The organism is Kribbella albertanoniae (genome assembly GCF_004348455.1).
Lineage (GTDB): Bacteria > Actinomycetota > Actinomycetes > Propionibacteriales > Kribbellaceae > Kribbella > Kribbella albertanoniae.
In genome coordinates, this window is record NZ_SMKA01000176.1 from 1 (window position 1) to 19,601 (window position 19,601).

Annotated in this window: 18 protein-coding genes; 14 read left to right on the forward strand and 4 right to left on the reverse strand. The window is 67.9% G+C overall.

Going from position 1 to position 19,601, the window contains the following annotated elements:
• Positions 1 to 1,486: ATP-dependent helicase C-terminal domain-containing protein (locus E1261_RS29585; protein ID WP_272948615.1), on the forward strand; the 1,486-nt coding region annotated here is incomplete at its 5' end.
• A gap of 84 nt (positions 1,487 to 1,570) precedes the next feature.
• Here E1261_RS29585 and E1261_RS29590 read toward each other — a convergent pair.
• Both E1261_RS29590 and E1261_RS29595 read right to left on the reverse strand, forming a co-directional pair.
• Positions 1,571 to 2,905, reverse strand: a complete 1,335-nt coding sequence (locus E1261_RS29590; RefSeq protein WP_132412289.1) for a COG1470 family protein — start codon at positions 2,903 to 2,905, stop codon at positions 1,571 to 1,573.
• 140 nt (positions 2,906 to 3,045) lie between these two features.
• Entirely contained in the window at positions 3,046 to 3,954 is a 909-nt protein-coding gene (locus E1261_RS29595; RefSeq protein ID WP_132412291.1) for an EamA family transporter, read from the reverse strand.
• Positions 3,955 to 4,404: 450 nt separating this feature from the next.
• Here E1261_RS29595 and E1261_RS29600 point away from each other — a divergent pair, with 450 nt between their 5' ends.
• Positions 4,405 to 4,902 (forward strand): MarR family winged helix-turn-helix transcriptional regulator, encoded by a 498-nt coding sequence (locus tag E1261_RS29600; RefSeq protein ID WP_132412293.1) that lies wholly within the window; start codon positions 4,405 to 4,407, stop codon positions 4,900 to 4,902.
• A 2-nt stretch (positions 4,903 to 4,904) separates the two neighbouring features.
• Positions 4,905 to 5,738, forward strand: coding sequence for a methyltransferase, FxLD system (gene fxlM / locus E1261_RS29605; RefSeq protein ID WP_132412295.1), 834 nt, complete (start codon positions 4,905 to 4,907; stop codon positions 5,736 to 5,738).
• Here the strand turns inward: fxlM and E1261_RS29610 are convergent.
• Positions 5,704 to 6,540: a hypothetical protein gene (locus tag E1261_RS29610; protein WP_132412297.1), complete on the reverse strand. Its 837-nt coding sequence runs from the start codon at positions 6,538 to 6,540 to the stop codon at positions 5,704 to 5,706. The genes fxlM and E1261_RS29610 overlap by 35 nt on opposite strands.
• Positions 6,541 to 6,669: 129 nt before the next feature.
• Here E1261_RS29610 and efp point away from each other — a divergent pair, with 129 nt between their 5' ends.
• Together efp and nusB are read left to right on the forward strand one after the other, a co-directional pair.
• A complete protein-coding gene (gene efp / locus E1261_RS29615) occupies positions 6,670 to 7,233 on the forward strand; it encodes an elongation factor P (RefSeq protein WP_132412299.1) in 564 nt (187 codons plus the stop codon).
• Between the two features lie 6 nt (positions 7,234 to 7,239).
• Positions 7,240 to 7,650, forward strand: a complete 411-nt coding sequence (gene nusB, locus E1261_RS29620) for a transcription antitermination factor NusB (RefSeq protein WP_132412301.1) — start codon at positions 7,240 to 7,242, stop codon at positions 7,648 to 7,650.
• Positions 7,651 to 7,970: 320 nt separating this feature from the next.
• On the opposite strand, the gene bldD is transcribed toward nusB, so the two are convergent.
• Positions 7,971 to 8,486: a transcriptional regulator BldD gene (bldD, locus tag E1261_RS29625; RefSeq protein WP_132412303.1), complete on the reverse strand. Its 516-nt coding sequence runs from the start codon at positions 8,484 to 8,486 to the stop codon at positions 7,971 to 7,973.
• A gap of 207 nt (positions 8,487 to 8,693) precedes the next feature.
• Here bldD and pyrR point away from each other — a divergent pair, with 207 nt between their 5' ends.
• From pyrR to E1261_RS29670, 9 genes are all read left to right on the forward strand, one after another.
• Positions 8,694 to 9,260 (forward strand): bifunctional pyr operon transcriptional regulator/uracil phosphoribosyltransferase PyrR, encoded by a 567-nt coding sequence (pyrR, locus tag E1261_RS29630; RefSeq protein WP_132412306.1) that lies wholly within the window; start codon positions 8,694 to 8,696, stop codon positions 9,258 to 9,260.
• Positions 9,260 to 10,201, forward strand: a complete 942-nt coding sequence (locus E1261_RS29635) for an aspartate carbamoyltransferase catalytic subunit (RefSeq protein WP_202875140.1) — start codon at positions 9,260 to 9,262, stop codon at positions 10,199 to 10,201. The genes pyrR and E1261_RS29635 overlap by 1 nt, the downstream gene beginning before the upstream one ends.
• Positions 10,198 to 11,487, forward strand: a complete 1,290-nt coding sequence (locus E1261_RS29640) for a dihydroorotase (RefSeq protein WP_132412310.1) — start codon at positions 10,198 to 10,200, stop codon at positions 11,485 to 11,487. The genes E1261_RS29635 and E1261_RS29640 overlap by 4 nt, the downstream gene beginning before the upstream one ends.
• On the forward strand, positions 11,484 to 11,975 hold the full coding sequence (locus E1261_RS29645) for a PH-like domain-containing protein (protein ID WP_132412312.1): 492 nt from the start codon (positions 11,484 to 11,486) through the stop codon (positions 11,973 to 11,975). Before E1261_RS29640 ends, E1261_RS29645 begins: the two co-directional genes overlap by 4 nt.
• On the forward strand, positions 11,972 to 13,096 hold the full coding sequence (gene carA / locus E1261_RS29650; RefSeq protein WP_132412314.1) for a glutamine-hydrolyzing carbamoyl-phosphate synthase small subunit: 1,125 nt from the start codon (positions 11,972 to 11,974) through the stop codon (positions 13,094 to 13,096). Before E1261_RS29645 ends, carA begins: the two co-directional genes overlap by 4 nt.
• On the forward strand, positions 13,096 to 16,398 hold the full coding sequence (carB, locus tag E1261_RS29655; protein WP_132412316.1) for a carbamoyl-phosphate synthase large subunit: 3,303 nt from the start codon (positions 13,096 to 13,098) through the stop codon (positions 16,396 to 16,398). The genes carA and carB overlap by 1 nt, the downstream gene beginning before the upstream one ends.
• Positions 16,391 to 17,425 (forward strand): quinone-dependent dihydroorotate dehydrogenase, encoded by a 1,035-nt coding sequence (locus tag E1261_RS29660; protein WP_132412318.1) that lies wholly within the window; start codon positions 16,391 to 16,393, stop codon positions 17,423 to 17,425. The genes carB and E1261_RS29660 overlap by 8 nt, the downstream gene beginning before the upstream one ends.
• Positions 17,422 to 18,264: an orotidine-5'-phosphate decarboxylase gene (gene pyrF / locus E1261_RS29665; RefSeq protein WP_132412320.1), complete on the forward strand. Its 843-nt coding sequence runs from the start codon at positions 17,422 to 17,424 to the stop codon at positions 18,262 to 18,264. The genes E1261_RS29660 and pyrF overlap by 4 nt, the downstream gene beginning before the upstream one ends.
• Before the next feature lie 113 nt (positions 18,265 to 18,377).
• Positions 18,378 to 19,337, forward strand: a complete 960-nt coding sequence (locus tag E1261_RS29670; protein WP_132412322.1) for a DUF4037 domain-containing protein — start codon at positions 18,378 to 18,380, stop codon at positions 19,335 to 19,337.
• The last annotated feature ends 264 nt before the right edge of the window (positions 19,338 to 19,601 follow it).

Consider the following 19,601-nt stretch of genomic DNA (forward strand, 5'->3'; position numbering starts at 1 on the left):
TAAGAGACAGGTGTATCGGTGCTGGTCTGCGACCGATCACTCGCATCTCGATGATCATCCGGCGCCGGAGATCGCGATTGCCGATCTGGCCGGATTTGCCCTCGATCTCGCGGCGTGGGGCGCGCCGGCTGGTGACGGCTTGACCTTGCTCGAGGCGCCGCCGGCGGTGGCGATGAACGCGGCGACTGAGCTGCTCCGCCGCCTCGATGCCATTGACGACAACGGCCGGATCACTGCGCGGGGCCGGCGGATGGCGGCGGTCGGGGCGCATCCCCGGTTTGCTCGCGCGTTGCTGGACGGGACACCGCGCGTCGGCGCCGACCGGGCTCGCGAGGTCGTCGCGATGCTTTCGGACGATTCCGGTCGCGACTTCGGGGATGATCTGCCGGCCCGCTGGCGAGCCCTCCGCCGCGGCGACGACCGGGCAGCTTCCGCCCGCTGGCGGGAAGAAACCAAACGCCTAGGCCGAGGTACGACGGGCGCCCCGGGCAGGGCGATGCGCGTCGTACCGGATGATCTTGCAGCGGGGATTGTGGTGGGGCTGGCTTATCCGGATCGGATTGCGCGGGTGCGTGGTGCCGACTCGGCGACGTACCAGATGGCTGGTGGTACTGGGGCTGCGCTGGATCCGCAGTCGCCGTTGCGGACGACGGCCTGGTTGGCGATCGCGGTTGCTGACCGGGCGCCTGGTCGGGCTGACGCCAGGATTCGTTCTGCGGCGCCGATCGATGAGCAGACTGCGCGGGACCTCGCCGGGGACCTCGTCTCGACCACCGATCAGATCCGCTGGGACGACGGCCGGATCGTGACGCGGCGCGTTGAGGCGCTCGGTGCGATCGTGCTCAACGACGTGCCGTTGGCCAAGCCCGATCCGCTGCTCGTCCAAGCGGCCGTTCGTGACGGGATCCGGCGCAGCGGTCTGTCTGTACTGCGTTGGTCGGAGGCCGCACTCGCGTTGCGGGAGCGGCTCGCGTTCTGCCACGCCCACCTCGGTGCCCCGTGGCCGGCGGTGGATGACGACGCGCTCCTGGCCGATCTCGACGACTGGCTGGGTACCGAGCTCGGCTCGGTGCGCGGCGCGCGCGATCTGGCGCACATCGACGTCGCCTCGGCCCTCCGGCGCCTACTGCCGTGGCCAGCAGCGGCTCGGTTCGGCGAACTCGCACCGGAACGGCTCCACGTCCCCTCGGGCTCCGACATACGACTCACGTACGACGGCGTCGAGCCACCGGTCCTCGCCGTGAAGCTGCAGGAGGTCTTCGGCTGGACGGTCACGCCAACTGTCGCGGACGGCCGGGTCCCAGTCGTCCTGCATCTCCTGTCGCCCGCGCGGCGTCCGGTCGCGATCACGAGCGACCTGGCGTCGTTCTGGAAGCAGGGCTACCCCCAGGTCCGGGCCGACCTGCGGGCCCGCTACCCCCGCCACCCGTGGCCGGAGGATCCGCTCACCGCCGTCCCGACCAAGCGAGTGAAGCCTCGCCAGTGAAGCGCGGACAAAGAGAAGCCCGGGACCTCGTGGGAAGGTCCCGGGCTTCTTGGTGGGGGAGGAAAGCTGTTGGTTGGGCGGGGTTCAGCTGGTGGTAGCGGGCTTCGCCGGCGGTTGGCCGACCAGGTTGCCGCCGACCATGATCGCGTTCTCGCAGATGGTTGCCCCCGGCGCCGGTGCGACGCAGTCCAGGTGGACGACGACCTTCTCGCCGGGCTGCAGAACCGCCAGCGGCGCGATGTAGCGGTAGTCCTGGATGTTGCGGAAGTACTGCGGATTGACGCCGCCCAGCGAGTCCTTGCCCTTGCGCAGGTCGAGCCAGCCGGTGCTGCCCTGGGACTCGAAGTTCACGTCGGTGATCCGCAAGATCTTGCCCGCAGGAACCGTGAACGTTGCCTGATCGGACGCGCCCGCTTTCGCGCTCAGCGCCCAGCGCTGGGCGAACGGCGTACCGACGGCTGCGGCTGCTGCTGCGGCCGCCTGCTTGTCGCGCTCGGTCTGCGCCTTGTCCTTGTTGTTCTGGCCGTTCTGGGTGTTGTTGGACTGCTGCTGCGCCACCTGGGCCTTCTCCTCGGCCTTGACGGCGACCTCCTTCGCAACGGCGGTCTCCTTCTTGATGGCCGCCAGCGGCTTCTCGACCGCGTTCTGCGCGGCGGACTCCACCGACGGCCGCAGTACGGCGAACCACAGGCCGGTCAGCAACGCGGCCGCGGCCAGTGCGCCGACGATCGCCTTACCGGTCCAGGACGGCAGGATCGGGTCCTGGACCATCATTCCGTCGACCCTGGTGATGGTGGCGCCGGGCTGGTTCCCCCGCGCGACCTGGGTGACGACGATGCTGAACTGCCGCGTCTTCGGCGTACCGCGCCAGATCCGGTCCAGCGGACGCGCCTTCACCTTGGCGAAGGCGGCGGCACCTGGCTGCACCTCCAGCGTGCTGGGGGAGAAGCGGAGCTCCATCACGGCGTCCGGGTCCTTGCCGGTCAGCTCGACCGTCACCGGCTGGTTGCCCCGGTTGTCGATGGACACCGTGTGCCGTCCGACACGCGAACCGTGCGACGTCCGCGGTGTCAGCTCAGCAGACAGGTCGCTGAACGGCTCCACATGAACCATGGCCTCAGGAACCGCAGTGTCGGCCGGGTGCTCCTTCGGCTCGACCAGTACGCCGAACGGCACGTCACCAGCCTGTACGACGGCCTCCTGGGGGACCGTGATCGTCACCGTGGCACTGCCCTCGGCATCCGGGTACAGCGACAGCACGGCCGGTTCGATCACCGCGTACGCGGCCAGGTCCCCGACCGGCGTCAGCGTGTAGGCCTCGACCACAGAGCCGCGGTTGGCCACCGTGACCCGGCACTGAGCCGCCACACCTGGCACCACGACGAGTTCCGCAACATCCAACCGCGCTGAAGTAGACACCCCACAAGGATCGAGTCAGACGCGCCCGAGCGCAGCGAGCCGCCGTACAGCCGATCGGGCAGGCCGAATAGCCCTAGTAGCCCCCTAGCTGCCCACGGTGAAGCGGTGGCCCTGGCCATCACAGGTGGCGCGAGACATGGTCAGCACCTTCCAGCTGCGGGGACGAGTACCGGAGTGGCTGTCTGGACTGGGCGCTGGCGCCTGCGGAGCTGTGCGGTGATCAGAGCGACCAGAACGATCAGGCCGCCGATCAGCTGGGCAGTGGAGAGACGCTGGTCGAGCACGAGCCAGCCGAGCAGTGTTGCGACCACTGGGCTGAGCAGACCGAGGAAGGTCGCGTCGGTCGGGCCCAGTGCGCGCAGTCCGCGGAACCAGAGGGCGTAGGCCAGCGCGGAGCCGATGATGGTCAGGTAGGCGTACCCACCGAGGTTCGCCAGACTCAGATGCGCCGGGGGTGCGCCCTCGACCAGGTAGGCGACCGGCAGTAGCACCAGCCCACCGGCCACGAGCTGCCAGCCGGTTGTCGCCAGCAGGGGAGCGGCGGAAGTCCAGCGCTTGCTCAGCACGACGCCGAACGCCATCACGACCGCACCGCCGAGAGCGGCGAGCACACCCCAGGTGTCGAGCCGCGCGTCCGCCCGCAGCACCAGCAGGCTCACCCCGAACACCCCAGCGATCGCAGCCAGCACCTTCCGCGTCGACAACCGCTCCTTGAGCAGTCCGGTCGACAGCATCATCACGACGAGCGGCTGGATCGCGCCGACCGTGGCGGCGACGCCCCCAGGCAGCCGGTACGCGCCGACGAACAGCAGGGCGAAGAAGGCGCCGATGTTCAGCGTGCCCAGCACGAGCGACCGCCACCACCAGTTGCCCTTCGGCAGCGTCCGGGTGATCGCAATCAGCAGCAGCCCGGCCGGCAGCGCCCGGATGACCGCGGCGAGCAGCGGCCGGTTCGACGGAAGCAGCTCCGTCGTGACCAGATACGTCGTACCCCACAACACCGGCGTGATCGCCGTGACGAGGAGGAGAGCCAGTCGATTGTTTAGCACTAAGATAAAGTACCTCACCGCTAAACTACTTTCAACCCCACGCCCAACCACCTTGAGCACCCCCCACCCACGCGCTCCCCGCCGAAATGACCGACCCGTGCCCAAGGTCCCGCTGGCGGTTCACCTTGGGCACCGTTCGACCACGCCGCCCGCGCCGGGATGGTCGACCCGTGCTCAAGGTCGGCGACCGGTTCACGTTGGGCACCGTTCGACCGTGTGGCCTGCGGTGGGATGGTTGACCCGTGCTCAAGGTCGGGTGACCGGTTCACGTTGGGCACCGTTCGACCATGTGACCCGTGCCGGGATGGTTGAGGCGTGCTCAAGGTTGGCGACCGGTTTATGTGATGCGCGGTGGGGTGGTTGAGCGGTGCTCGAGGTCGCGGGGGTGCTTGGTGGCTTGGGGTGGGGATTGGATCGCTCAGCGCTAAGGGACTGGACTAGGCTGGGGGTATGGCCGATCACGTTGATCTGATCCTTGAGCAGTGGGGTGAGCAGCGGCCGGACCTGGATGCGTCGCCGATGGCGGTGCTGGGGCGGCTCAAGCGGCTGGCTCAGGTTGCTGACAACCAGCTGCGCGCGAACTTCGCTCGGCATGGTTTGGATTCGGCTTCGTTCGATGTGCTGGCGACACTTCGCCGGAGCAACTCTGAGCATCGGCTTACGCCGGCTGGGTTGATGCGGTCGTCGATGGTTACGTCGGGAGCGATTACTCAGCGGCTGGATCGGCTGGAGGCGCGGGGTCTGGTCACGCGGACGCCCAGTGAGACCGATGGGCGCGGGGTGCAGGTGACGCTCACCGCTAAGGGACTTCGGTTGATCGACGGCGTTCTGCCGGGGCATCTGCAGACCGAAGAGACTCTGCTCGCCGCACTGTCCAAGGCTGAGCGCAAGCAGTTGGCGGACACCCTGCGGACGTTGCTCGAATCGCTCGGCGACAGAACGGACTGACCATGGTTGCGCGCAGGGACGACCCAGGCCGGGCCGTCTCGCTGCGTGCGAATCTCACTCGGCACCTCTTGGCCGAGGGCGCGATCCGTGACGAGCGGGTGGCAGCCGCGTTCCGGGCGGTGCCGCGGCACCTGTTCGTTCCACGGGTGCCGCTCCGGATCGCGTACGCCGACGACGTGGTGCTGATGAAACGTGACGCTGGAGGCACAGTCATCAGCTCGGTCTCGCAGCCGAGCATCATCGCAGTCATGCTCGAACAAGCCGAGATCCGTTCAGGAGATCATGTTCTCGAGATCGGTTCCGGCGGCTATAACGCAGCTCTGCTCCGCGAACTGACCGGCCCGGACGGCCGGGTCACCACAGTCGACATCGACCCCGATGTGGTCGGGCGGGCTCGGGAAGGACTCCTCCGGGCCGGGTACGACGATGTCCACGTCCTGCAGGCAGATGGCGAATTCGGTGCACCCGGCGACGCGCCGTACGACCGGATTGTGGTGACAGCGACCGCCTGGGACATCCCGCCGGCATGGGTCGACCAGTTGCGGCCCGGCGGGCGCATCGTCGTACCGCTGCAGTTGGGTGCGCAGACGCGAGCCGTTGCGTTCGTAGAGAGTAAAGGCCACCTGGAGAGCAGGTCGGCGGTCATGTGCGGCTTCGTCAATATGCAGGGCGCCGGGGCGCATCCGGAGGACGACATACCGGAGCTGGCCGCTTGGCTCGGCGCTGAGTTGTCAGTACAGGCGCATCGGATCGGTGCCGAACTGCCGCCGGGCTTCCATCTGGTCCGGCGGCATCACGTCTTTACGGTGCGCCGGTTGACCGCGGCGGATTGCTGACGGTCTGCCAGAGCTCGTCGATGTCGGTGCGGTCCTCCGGCTCGGGGGTGTCCACCCAGCCGCTGGCCCAGGTGTCCTCGTCCGGGTCCAGGTTGAACATCGACTCGGCGATCGCCGCCGAACCGACGTACCGCGTCTCTTCCTCGGCGGGTGAGGAGGCAACAGCCTCATCAGTGGCCGGTGCGACCAGACTGCGTGCGTACTGCTGGGCTTCGAGCAGACCGAGGTCCCGCTCGTCCGACAGCAGCCGGACCGCGCCCACCTCGTTACCGGCCTGCATCAGCTCGCGGACCCGGTTGTCCAGGTTCGGCTTCGGTGTCGGCCCGCGCTGCTGGAACGACTGCTGCTGATACGACGGCTGCTGATAGGGCTGCTGGTGCGTCGGAAGCCAGGTCGCCGGCGCCTGATACCCCGGTTGGTAGGGACCAGGCTGATAAGGAGCGGGCTGATAAGGACCGGGCTGGTACGGCGCCGGCTGGTACTGCTGCGGTGCCGCAGCCTGCCCCGGTGTCGTCCACTCGCCGGGGTGCGCATGCTGGCGCCCGGCCTGCATCAGCGCCTGCAGCGCCGCCCCGGCCTGCTGACTCCCGGAGACCTGCCCCTGAACCGGCCCGGGCTGGCCCTGCGGCTGGGTGAACTGGCCCTGGAACTGGATCGGCTGATTCCCGCCCTGCTGGGCCTGGATGCGCTCGATCAGCTTCTGGACTCGCGGACTGGGAGTCCCGTCCGAGCCCCGTTGTTTCTTGGCGGCGCCCACGATCGCGGCGACGATCATGATCACGACAAAGATCGCGAACTCCACGCCCGGCCTCCTGTGCTCAAGGACTTCCGCACCCAGCGTAAGGGCTGCGAGTGGCGCGAGTCGGAGGAAACGGCTGGTGACCGCTACAATCCGGTGTTACCGCTGATCGATTTCGAAGGGTATACCCGCGTGGCTTCGACGAACGACCTCAAGAACGGCATGGTGCTCAACCTGGATGGGCAGCTGTGGTCTGTCGTCTGGTTCCAGCACCACAAGCCCGGTAAGGGCGGTGCGGTCATGCGCACCAAGCTCAAGAACGTGCTGAGCGGCAAGGTCGTCGACAAGACCTTCAACGCCGACGTCAAGGTCGAGGTGGCCAACGTCGACAAGCGCGACATGACCTACCTGTACAACGACGGCGGCTCCTACGTCTTCATGGACAGCTCCACCTACGAGCAGGTGAGCATCACCCCCGAGGTCGTCGGCGACGCCTCGCACTTCCTGCTGGAGAACCAGGACGCCATCGTGGCCGTCCACGAGGACCTCCCGCTGTACGTCGAGCTTCCGGCGTCGGTCGAGTTGACCGTCGAGTACACCGAGCCCGGCCTGCAGGGCGACCGCTCGACCGGTGGCACCAAGCCGGCCAAGCTGGAGACCGGCTACACGATCAACGTCCCGCTGTTCCTGACTACCGGCGAGAAGGTCAAGGTGGACACCCGGACCGGGGACTACCTCGGCCGCGTCACGTCCTGATCGGCGATGTCTGCCCGGAGCAAGGCCCGGAAACGGGCACTGGACGTGCTGTTCGAGTCCGAGGTCAGGGGGCTGCCGGTCGGCGGCACCCTGCCCGACCGGATCGAGGACAACGACCCGCCGGTGAACGAGTTCACCGTTGCACTGGTCGAGGGCGTCGCCAAGAACATCGGCGCCATCGACGACCTGCTGTCGGCCCACTCGGTGGGCTGGTCGCTGGACCGGATGCCGGCCGTCGACCGCAACATCCTGCGGATCGGCGCCTACGAGATGCTGTACGACGACCAGGTGCCGGACGTGGTCGCGGTGAGCGAGGCAGTGGCGATGGCACGGGACCTGTCGACCGACGAGTCCCCGGCGTTCGTGAACGGGCTGCTGGCCCGGCTGCTGCAGCTCAAGCCGACGCTGGGAATCTGACCCAGCAGGCGAGCTTCTCCGGCAGAGAACGAGGGGGGCGAGCCCTCTTCTTACTCCTTCATCGGTGGCCCGGTGACCGTCTCGGTACGGTCCCGGGCCGGCGCTTGCGTTCCCGTCAGGATGGCGCGGGGGGAACGGCCCCGGCCTCGGTCGGCAGGTGAGGTGAAGATCCTGCCGATTAGGTACTGCTGCCCAGCAATTACTGTGGTTGAGCCGGGTACTGCGATCTTGCAGGTACTGCGGTGATACCAGTTACGTCTGTTGAGCGGAGCGGGCGGCCGCGGGCAAGCTGCTACGAGCCCCGACCGACACTACGCCGCTCAGGCGCCGGCAGCCTCGGCTGCGTCTTCGACGTCACCCTTCGCCTCGGGGTTCAGAACTCCCCAGGAGATGAAGCGCTCGGTCAGAGTCGTCGGCGACTCGTCGTAGATGACCGCCAGGGTGCGCATGTCGTCCTGACGGATCGACAGCACCTTGCCGTTGTAGTCGCCCCGCTGCGCCTGGATGGTGGCGGCGTAACGGGTCAGGGGACCCGCCTCACCGGCGTCCAGGTGGTGCAGGGCCTCCAGGTCGAGGATCAACCGGGGCGGAGCCGCCGCGGCAGCTGCCGCCTTGGCCGAACCCGGGAGCAGTTCGCCGACCGGGACGCCGTAGAAATCGGCGAGCTCGGCAAGCTTCTGGACGGTGACAGCACGGTCGCCACGCTCGTACGAGCCGACCACTACCGCCTTCCAGCGACCCTTGGACTTCTCTTCCACGCCGTGCAGCGACAGCCCTTGCTGCTGGCGGATGGCGCGTAGCTTGCCACCCAGTGTCTTCGCGTATTCGCTCGGCACTCTGGTTCTTCCCTCCGACTAGTTTCTTATGGTCCGGACCGCCGGAACGGAACCCGGATGGTGAAACCCCCCTCGGTTACACAGAGTAACAATATTCCGGGTCAGAGGCCAGAGTCAAGACGGCGTGTCACATCCGATACCATGTCAAGCGGTCCGAACGTCCTTTAAAGACCTGTCCCGAGAGGCAGGAAAGGAGGAACGGTAGCGATGAGCCCTGCCCCGGTACCCGTACCGCGCACAGTGCTGGATGCTTCCGACATTTCCCGGGCACTGACCCGGATCGCGCACGAGATCCTCGAGCGCAACCGGGGTGCCGACCCCGTCGTACTCCTCGGCATCCCCACCCGCGGGGTGGGACTGGCCGCCCGCATCTCCGAGCGGATCGCGGCCGTCGAAGGGCAGAGCGTGCCCACGGGGTCACTCGATGTGACGATGTACCGCGACGACATCGGCCTCAAGCCGGCACGTGCGCTAGAACACACCGACATTCCACCTGGTGGTATCGACGGCAAGGTCGTGGTCCTGGTGGACGACGTGCTGTTCTCCGGCCGCACCATCCGCGCCGCGCTCGACGCGATCGGCGACATCGGCCGGCCGAAGGCGGTCCAGCTGGCGGTCCTGGTCGACCGCGGCCACCGCGAGCTGCCGATCCGCGCCGACTACGTGGGCAAGAACCTGCCCACGAGCCTGGTCGAGCGGGTCACCGTCCACCTGACCGAGTACGACGGAACCGACGCCGTACTGATCGCCGACAAGACGGGAGCGGCGGTCTGATGCGCCACCTACTGAGTGCCGGGGACCTGAGCCAGGACGAGGCGAACCTGATCCTGGACACCGCCGAGGAGATGCGGTCGCTGGCGGACCGGCCGATCAAGAAGCTGCCCGCGCTGCGCGGCCGGACCGTGGTGAACCTGTTCTTCGAGGACTCCACCCGGACCCGGATCTCGTTCGAGGCGGCGGCCAAGCGACTGTCGGCCGATGTGATCAACTTCTCCGCCAAGGGCTCGAGTGTGAGCAAGGGCGAGAGCCTGAAGGACACCGCGCTGACCCTGCAGGCGATGGGCGCCGACGGTGTCGTCTGCCGGCACGGCTCCTCCGGGGCGCCGCATCTGCTGGCCACCTCCGGCTGGATGACCGGCGCGGTCGTGAACGCCGGTGACGGCACACACGAGCACCCGACGCAGGCCCTGCTGGACGCCTTCACCATGCGCCGCCACCTCGGCTCGCTGGACGGCCGCCGGATCACGATCGTCGGCGACGTCCTGCACTCCCGGGTCGCGCGGTCCAACGTGTTGCTGCTGGCAACTCTCGGCGCCGAGGTCACCGTGGTCGCTCCGCCGACCCTGCTGCCGGTCGACATGTCGCGCTGGCCCTGTACGACGTCGTACGACTTCGACTCGGTCCTGGCCAAGAGCGACGCGGTGATGATGCTGCGGGTCCAGCGGGAGCGGATGGGCGAGGCGTACTTCCCGAGTGCGCGGGAGTACACCCGGCGCTACGGCCTGGACGTGCACCGGATGGCGCAGCTGTCCGACGAGGCGATCGTGCTGCACCCCGGCCCGATGAACCGCGGGATGGAGATCAGCGCCGAGGTCGCCGACTCGACCCGCTCGGTGATCGTCGAACAGGTCACCAACGGCGTGGCCATCCGGATGGCCGTCCTTTATCTGCTGTTGTCAGGTAGCAACGAATCTTCAGAGGAGCAGAACGCATGACCGCATATCTGATCACCGGCGCCAAGATCGTGGGCGGTGAGGTCGCGGATCTGTTGCTCGACAACGGGGAGATCGTTGCGGTCGGCACCAACCTCGATGCACCGGAGGGTGCAGAGACCATCGACGCCAGCGGGCTGATCGCGCTGCCGGGGCTGGTCGACCTGCACACGCACCTGCGGGAGCCGGGCCGCGAGGACGCGGAGACCGTGCTCACCGGGACGCGCGCCGCGGCGCTGGGCGGGTTCACCGCGGTCTTCGCGATGGCCAACACCGACCCGGTCGCCGACACCGCCGGTGTCGTCGAGCAGGTCTGGCGGCTCGGTCGCGAAGCCGGGTACGCCGATGTCTTCCCGATCGGCGCGGTCACGGTCGGCCGCCAAGGCACGCAGCTCGCCGAGCTCGGCGCGATGGCGGACTCGGCGGCCCGGGTCCGGGTCTTCTCCGACGACGGCGACTGCGTCTGGGACGCGGCGCTGATGCGTCGCGCGCTCGAGTACGTGAAGGCCTTCGGCGGCACGATCGCCCAGCATGCGCAGGAGCCGCGGCTGACCAAGGGCGCGCAGATGAACGAGGGTGCGCTGTCCGGCGTGCTCGGACTGACCGGCTGGCCGAGTGTCGCCGAAGAGGCGATCATCGCCCGCGACATCCTGCTCAACCACCACGTCGGTTCCAAGCTGCACATCTGCCACCTGTCCACCAAGGGTTCGGTCGACATCGTCCGGGCCGCGAAGAAGCGCGGGCTGGAGGTGACCGCCGAGGTCACGCCGCACCACCTGCTGCTGACCGAGGACCTGGCCAGCTCCTACAACCCGGTCTTCAAGGTGAACCCGCCGCTGCGGACCAAGGAGGATGTCGAGGCGGTCCGCGAGGGCCTGGCCGACGGCACCATCGACATCGTCGCCACCGACCACGCGCCGCACCCGGTCGAGGACAAGGACTGTGAGTGGAGCGCGGCCGCGTTCGGCATGCTCGGCCTGGAGACCGCGCTCTCGGTGGTCCAGCACGCGATGGTCGACACCAAGCTGTTGACCTGGGCCGAGGTCGCCGACCGGATGAGCTACCGCCCGGCCGCGATCGGCCAGATCGGCGACCACGGGCAGCCGCTGGTGGCCGGTGCGCCGGCGAACGTCGTACTGGTCGATCCGGCTGCGCAGCGCGTGATCAAGTCGGCCGAGTCCGCGTCGCTGTCGCGGAACACGCCGTTCGACGGGATGACGCTGCCGGGCAAGGTGGTCGCGACGTTCCTCCGCGGCACCCCGACCGTTCTGAACGGACAAGCGAAGTGAAGGCTTTCCTAGGCATTGCCGGCACGCTCGTGGTGATCGCCGCGGCGTACTTCGGCATGTACCGGGGCTGGCGGAACCGCCAGGCCCGGCAGTCCGAGCTGGCACCGCTGCCCGAGGTGCCCGCGGACAAGACCCGCGGCGTGGAAGGCGTGTACGTCGCCACCACGTCGGCCGGTGACTGGATGGACCGGATCGCCGTGCACGAACTGGGCGTCCGCAGTACCGCGGACCTGGCCGTCATCGAGGCCGGCCTGATCTTCCACCGTCAGGGCGCGGCGGATGTCTTCATCCCCGCGGACCACCTGACCGCCGTCCGGACCGACCGTGGCATCGCCGGCAAGGTGACCGCGGAGAAGTCCGGCCTGGTGGTGGTCACCTGGAGCCACGACGGGCGGGAGCTGGACACCGGCTTCCGGCCCCGCCGCAAGGCCGACACGGAACCCCTGACCGCATCCATCGCGACTTTGATCGGAGCCGACGCACAATGAGCTCGCAGCCCGCATTGCTCGTCCTGGAAGACGGCCGGTCGTTCGCCGGTACGTCGTACGGGGCCACTGGCGAGACCTTCGGCGAGGCGGTGTTCACCACCGGGATGACCGGCTACCAGGAGACGCTGACCGACCCCTCCTACCACCGTCAGATCGTCACCCAGACCGCGCCGCACATCGGCAACACCGGGGTGAACGACGAGGACGACGAGTCGAACAAGATCTGGGTCGCCGGGTACGTCGTCCGCGACCCTGCCCGCGTCCCGTCGAACTGGCGCGCCACCCGGTCGCTCGACGACCAGCTGAAGTCGCAGGGCATCGTCGGGATCTCGGGGATCGACACCCGCGCCCTGACCCGGCATCTGCGCGAACGCGGCGCGATGCGGGCCGGGATCTCCACCTCGGTTCTCGACCCGGCCGAGCTGCTGACGAAGGTGCTCGAGCAGCCGGCGATGGCCGGCTCCGACCTGGCGTCGCAGGTCACGACAGCGGATGCGTACGTCGTGCCTGCCGAGGGGGAGAAGCGGTTCACCGTGGTCGCCCTCGACCTCGGGATCAAGGCGATGACGCCGAAGCGGATGGCCGAGCGTGGCATCGAGGTGCACGTGCTGCCGGCCACCGCGACGCTCGAGGAGGTGCTGGCGGTGAACCCGGACGGCATCTTCATGAGCAACGGCCCGGGCGACCCGGAGACCACCGAGCACCCGACGACGCTGCTGAAGGAACTGCTGCAGCGCGGCAAGCCGTACTTCGGGATCTGCTTCGGCAACCAGGTGTTCGGGCGGGCGCTCGGGCTGGGGACCTTCAAGCTCAAGTACGGGCATCGCGGGATCAACCAGCCGGTGCTTGATCGGGCTACCGGGAAGGTCGAGATCACGGCGCAGAACCACGGGTTCGCTGTCGATGCTCCGCTCGAAGGAACGATCGAGACGCCGTACGGGCTGGCCGAGGTCAGTCACGTTTCGCTGAACGACAACGTCGTCGAAGGACTCAAGCTCACCGGTCATGACGGCCGGGTGCTCGCGTTCTCTGTGCAGTACCACCCCGAAGCCGCAGCAGGGCCGCATGATTCGGCGTACCTGTTCGACCGCTTCATTGAGCTGATGGAGGGGCGGGCCTGATGCCACGTCGTACAGATATCGAGTCGGTGCTCGTCATCGGCTCCGGCCCGATCGTGATCGGTCAGGCCTGCGAGTTCGACTACTCCGGTACGCAGGCCTGCCGGGTGCTGCGGGAGGAGGGGTTCCGGGTCATCCTGGTGAACTCCAACCCGGCCACGATCATGACCGACCCGGAGTTCGCCGACGCGACCTACATCGAGCCGATCACTCCGGAGTACGTCGAGAAGGTGATCGAGAAGGAGCGCCCGAACGCGCTGCTCGCCACCCTCGGCGGCCAGACCGCGCTGAACGCGGCGATCGCGCTGCACGACAGCGGCGTACTGGAGAAGTACGGCGTCGAGCTGATCGGCGCCTCGGTCGACGCGATCCAGCGCGGCGAGAACCGTGAGTCGTTCAAGCAGATCGTCGAGAAGCTCGGCGCCGAGACCGCCCGCTCCGTCATCTGCCACACACTCGACGACGTGATGGGCGCGGCCGACGAACTGGGCTACCCGCTGGTGGTGCGTCCCTCGTTCACGATGGGCGGCGTCGGCTCCGGGATGGCGTACGACGAGACCGACCTGCGCCGGATCGCCGGGGCCGGTCTGCACGCTTCGCCGACCACCGAGGTGCTGATCGAGGAATCGATCCTCGGGTGGAAGGAGTACGAGCTGGAGGTGATGCGCGACAAGGCCGACAACGTCGTGATCATCTGCTCGATCGAGAACGTCGACCCGATGGGCATCCACACCGGTGACTCGGTCACGGTCGCGCCGGCGATGACGCTGACGGATCGCGAGTACCAGGTGATGCGGGACCTCTCGATCGGCATCATCCGCGAGGTCGGCGTCGACACCGGCGGCTGCAACATCCAGTTCGCGGTGAACCCGGTCGACGGCCGGCTGATCGTGATCGAGATGAACCCGCGGGTCTCCCGCTCGTCCGCGCTGGCGTCGAAGGCGACCGGCTTCCCGATCGCGAAGATCGCCGCGAAGGTGGCCATCGGCTACACCCTCGACGAGATCCCGAACGACATCACCCAGCAGACCCCGGCCAGCTTCGAGCCGGTGCTCGACTACGTGGTGGTGAAGGTGCCGCGGTTCGCGTTCGAGAAGTTCCCGGCCGCGGACGCCACGCTGACCACGCACATGAAGAGCGTCGGCGAGGCGATGGCGATCGGCCGCAACTACACCGAGGCGCTGCAGAAGGCGCTGCGGTCGCTGGAGAAGCCGGAGGCCAGGTTCTCCTGGGCCGGCGATCCTTCGACCGACCTGGAGTCGTTGCTGGAGGCAATCAAAACACCGCAGGACGGCCGGTTGCGGATCATCATGGACGCGATCCGGGCCGGCGCGACACCGGAGCAGATCTTCGAGAACACGCGCATCGACCCGTGGTTCGTGGATCAGATGTACCTGATCCACGAGACCGCTCTCCAGGTTGCTGCGGCTCCGCGGCTCACGCCGGAGATTCTCCGGTTGGCCAAGCGCCATGGGTTCTCGGATCTGCAGCTGGCCGAGATCCGCTCGTTGACCGAGGACGTGGTCCGCGGCGTGCGGCAGGCGCTCGGGATCCGGCCGGTCTACAAGACGGTCGACACGTGTGCGGCCGAGTTCGCGGCCACGACGCCGTACCACTACTCGTCGTACGACGAGGAGAGCGAAGTGGCGCCGCGGGAAACCCCGGCCGTGCTGATCCTCGGCTCTGGACCGAACCGGATCGGGCAGGGCATCGAGTTCGACTACTCGTGTGTGCACGCGTCGATGGCACTGCGCGACGCGGGCTACTGCACGATCATGGTCAACTGCAACCCGGAGACGGTCTCGACCGACTACGACACCTCCGACCGGCTCTACTTCGAGCCGCTCACCTGCGAGGACGTCCTCGAAATCGTGTACGCCGAGATGCAGGCAGGCCCGGTCGCCGGAGTGATCGTGCAGCTGGGTGGCCAGACCCCGCTCGGGCTGGCCCAGCGGCTCGCGGATGCCGGCGTACCGATCGTTGGTACGTCTCCGGCTGCGATCCACCTGGCGGAGGAGCGGGGTGCGTTCGGCAAGGTCCTCGCGGATGCGGGGTTGCCGGCGCCAAAGCACGGTACGGCGTTGTCGCCGGCCGAGGCACATGGCGTGGCCGAGGAGATCGGGTTCCCGGTGCTGGTCCGGCCGTCGTACGTGCTCGGTGGGCGCGGGATGGAGATCGTCTACAGCGCCGACGAGCTTTCGGCCGCGCTGGAGCGGCTCGGTGGTGGCGATGCCTTCGAGCACCCGGTACTGATCGACCGCTTCCTCGACGACGCGGTCGAGATCGACGTGGACGGGCTCTTCGACGGGAACGAGTTGTTCCTGGGCGGCGTGATGGAGCACATCGAGGAGGCCGGGGTGCACTCGGGCGACTCGTCCTGCGCGCTGCCGCCGATCACGCTCGGGAACGCCGATATCGAGAAGATCCGGCAGTCGACCGAGGCGATCGCGCGCGGCGTCGGCGTACAGGGTCTGCTGAACGTGCAGTACGCGCTGGCCGGGGATGTCCTCTACGTGCTGGAGGCGAACCCACGGGCCTCGCGGACGGTGCCGTTCGTGTCGAAGGCAACGGCCACACCGCTGGCCAAGGCCGCGGCTCGGGTGATGCTCGGTGCAACGATCGCCGAACTGCGTGCCGAGGGGATGCTGCCGGCTAAGGGCGACGGTGGCACGCTGCCGCCGAACGCACCTATCGCGGTGAAGGAAGCCGTAATGCCGTTCAACCGGTTCCGGACCATCGACGGCCGGTCCGTGGACACGGTGCTCGGGCCGGAGATGCGCTCGACCGGTGAGGTGATGGGCTTCGACGACACCTTCGGGATCGCGTTCGCGAAGTCCCAGGCCGGGGCGTCGCAGCCGCTGCCGGGATCCGGCAAGGTGTTCGTGTCGGTGGCGAACCGGGACAAGCGGCACATGATCTTCCCGGTCAAGCGGCTGGCCGATCTGGGCTTCCAGATCTACGCGACCGAAGGTACGGCGGACGTGCTGCGGCGTAACGGGGTCGAGGCGGTGACTGTTCGCAAGAGCAGCCAGGGTCCGGGCCCGAACGGTGAGCCGACGATCGTGCAGATGGTCCAGGACGGTGAGCTCAACCTGATCGTCAACACGCCGATCGGGATCACTCAGGGTGGATCGCCGCGGCTGGACGGCTACGAGATCCGGTCGGCAGCCGTTGCCCGCAACATCCCTTGTATTACGACGGTGCAGGGGCTGGCGGCCGCCGTACAGGGGATCGAGGCCCAGCAGAGCGGCGGGATCGGCGTGCGATCTCTGCAGGACTGGGTGCCGAGGATCCTCGGTGTATAGGCGGGTTGTCCGGCCCGTCCTTTATCGGCTGGGTAAGGGCGACGCTGAGATCGCGCATGAGCAGACGCTGCACGGGTTGCGTCGGCTGGGGCGCGTTCCCGGCGCAGTGAGCGCTCTCTCACGGACTTTCGGGGCGATCCCGGCGGGTGCGGCGCGGACGGTCTTCGGGATCCGTTTCCCGGGGCCGGTCGGGCTGGCCGCGGGGATGGACAAGAACGGGATGGCGTTGCCGGCCTGGCGTTCTTTGGGGTTCGGGTTCGTCGAGGTCGGTACGGTGACCGCGGTGCCGCAGCCGGGGAACGAGAAGCCGCGGTTGTTCCGGCTCGTCGAGGACGAGGCGGTGATCAACCGGATGGGGTTCAACAACCTCGGCTCGGCGGCACTGGCCGAGCGGCTGGAGAAGACCGGGCCGCTCGGGTATCCGCTCGGTGTCTCGATCGGCAAGTCGAAGGTGACGCCGCTGGACAAGGCCGTCGACGACTATGTGATGTCGCTGCGTCGGCTCTACCAGTACGGCGACTACTTCGCGGTCAACGTGTCATCGCCGAATACGCCGGGGCTGCGTTCTCTCCAGGACTCCGGGCAGCTTCGCGAACTGCTCAGTGCTCTGCAGGCTGAAGCGGTTGCCCTAGGCAAGGGAACTGGCAAGCCGGTCCTGGTGAAGATCGCACCCGACCTCACTCCGACGGCGATCGACGAGCTGCTGCAGGTGTGCACGGACGTCGGTGTCGCGGGCATCATCGCTACGAACACCACGATCGGTCGGCCGGGTGTCGAGTCGCACCCGCTGGCTTCGGAGGCCGGTGGGCTGTCCGGGCGGCCACTGACCGAGCTTGCGGCCAAGACGGTCGCGCACATTCATGCGGAGACTGGGGGAGCGCTGCCGATCATCGGGGTCGGCGGCATTCTCGAGCCCTCCGACGCTCAGCGGCTGCTGGATGCCGGGGCCAGCCTGGTGCAGGTGTACTCCGGCTTGATTTATCGCGGGCCCGGCCTGATCCGGCGCATCAATAGGAGGCTGTCATGAGGAACGAACCCTTCGGTGCCCGCCTCCGTGCGGCGATGGATGCGCGCGGTCCGCTGTGTGTCGGCATCGACCCGCACCAGCACCTGCTGGACCAGTGGGGCCTGCCCGACACCGCTGAGGGACTCGCGTCCTTCACGTACGGCGTGGTGGATGCGCTCGGCGATCGGGTCGGCGTGTTCAAGCCGCAGTCCGCGTTCTTCGAGCGCTTCGGTTCGGCGGGCGTCGCCGTACTGGAGCAGGCCACGATCCGGCTGCGTGAGGCCGGTGCGCTGGTGATCATCGACGCGAAGCGCGGTGACATCGGTACGACGATGGCCGGCTACGCGTCGGCGTACCTGGCTGAGAAGGGGCCGCTGGCGTGTGACGCGCTGACGGTCAGCCCGTATCTCGGATTCGGCTCGCTGCAACCGGCGATCGACGAGGCGCGGGCCGCGGGGGCCGGGCTGTTCGTGCTGGCGCTCACCTCGAACCCGGAGGGGCCGCAGTTCCAGTCCGCGCGGACTGTTGCAGGTCCGACGGTCGCGGGCGCCGTACTGGATGGGCTGCGGTCGCTGAACGATGCGGATGGCGCGTCCTTCGGTTCCTTCGGCGCGGTTGTCGGCGCGACGATCTCGCGGACCGATGAGGACCTGGACATCCGCGGTCCGCTGCTGGCTCCGGGACTCGGGGCGCAGGGCGGAACCGCCGAGGCGCTTCGGGCGGTCTTCGGCGAGGTCGCGGCGCGGAACGTCGTACCGGCCAGCTCGCGCGAGATCCTCGGTGCCGGGCCGGCCGCGGCCGGTCTGCAGGAAGCGGCCGATCGGGCGAACGACGCGTACCGAACGGCCCTCGGCTACTGACAAATAACCGGAATTGCCGGTAGAATATGAATCGGCAAATGGCGCGGATGAATTCCGCGCCATTTTCTGATTTCTGTTGAATTTGTTGGGCCGGGCATGCGATCTTCGTCGGCATGACAATTCCGGGGATCGAGTTGTGCCGGCGGTTCTACGTCGAGGTGGTGGGTCCGCAGCTGACCGTTCCGCACAGTGCGGCGCTGATCGGGCGGGGCTCGGAGGTGCTCGGGTTCGACGACGAGATGTCGGCCGATCACAACTGCGAGGCGCGGGTCGTGCTGTTCGTCGAGGATCCTGCGTTCTTAGCGCCGGATGTGCCGGGGGAGTTCCTCGGCCGGAAGACGCTGGTCGAGGTGCACACGCTGAGTGGATTCTTCACCCAGCAGCTCGGGTTCGATCCGTCGGCGGGGGTGCGTGTCGCGGACTGGTTCACGCTGCCCGAGCAGTCGTTGCGGATGCTGACTGCGGGTGCGGTATTTCACGACGACCTCGGGCTGCAGGATGTGCGGGACCGGTTGGCGTATTACCCCGATGACGTTTGGCGGTATTTGATGATCGCGGCCTGGTGGCGCGTTCATCCCGAGATGAATCTGGTCGGCCGGGCAGGTCACGTCGGTGACGAACTCGGGTCGGCCCTGATCGGCTCACAGCTCGTCGAGGACCTGATGCGGCTGTGTTTCCTGATGGAGCGGCAGTACGCGCCGTACTCGAAGTGGTTCGGTACGGCGTTCGCCCAGCTCTCCTGCGGGCCCGAACTGGAACCGATCCTGTACGCCGTGCTCCGCGCAGCCGACTGGCAAGACCGGGAGAAGGCGTTGCTGGCTGCCTACGAGGCGGTCGCCGCTCTGCACAACCGGCTCGGCATCACCGCCCCGGTCGAGCTCGGCATCGAGCAGATGTGGGGGAGACCCTTCAAGGTCGTCTGGGGCGACTTCCCCGGTGCCCTCTCCGCCGCGATCACCGACCCAGCCGTCCGCGCCATCGCCGACCGCTGGCCCGTCGGCGGCATCGACCGCCTCCGCACCATCCTCTGGAAACCCACCGACCGCCGCACCATCACCACCTTCTTCAACTGACCGCCGCCGTCAACGCGGGCCTCTGCGGTATCCCGGTCCCGTTGGGGGCGTGCGCTCGGATCCGGCCGGCCCCCGACGGCAATTTGAGGGGATCTCCGTTCAGGTTGACCCTTCTCTGCTCATTTTTTGAGGGGAGAACCAGCACATTGAGCGGAGATCCCCTCATTTTCCGCACAGCCAGCCGGGGCAACTGGGCGGTTCGGGGCGGTGGGCTAACTCGAGTAGAGGGCGGTGAGGAGGGTTACTGCGGCTTGGGTGGCGGGG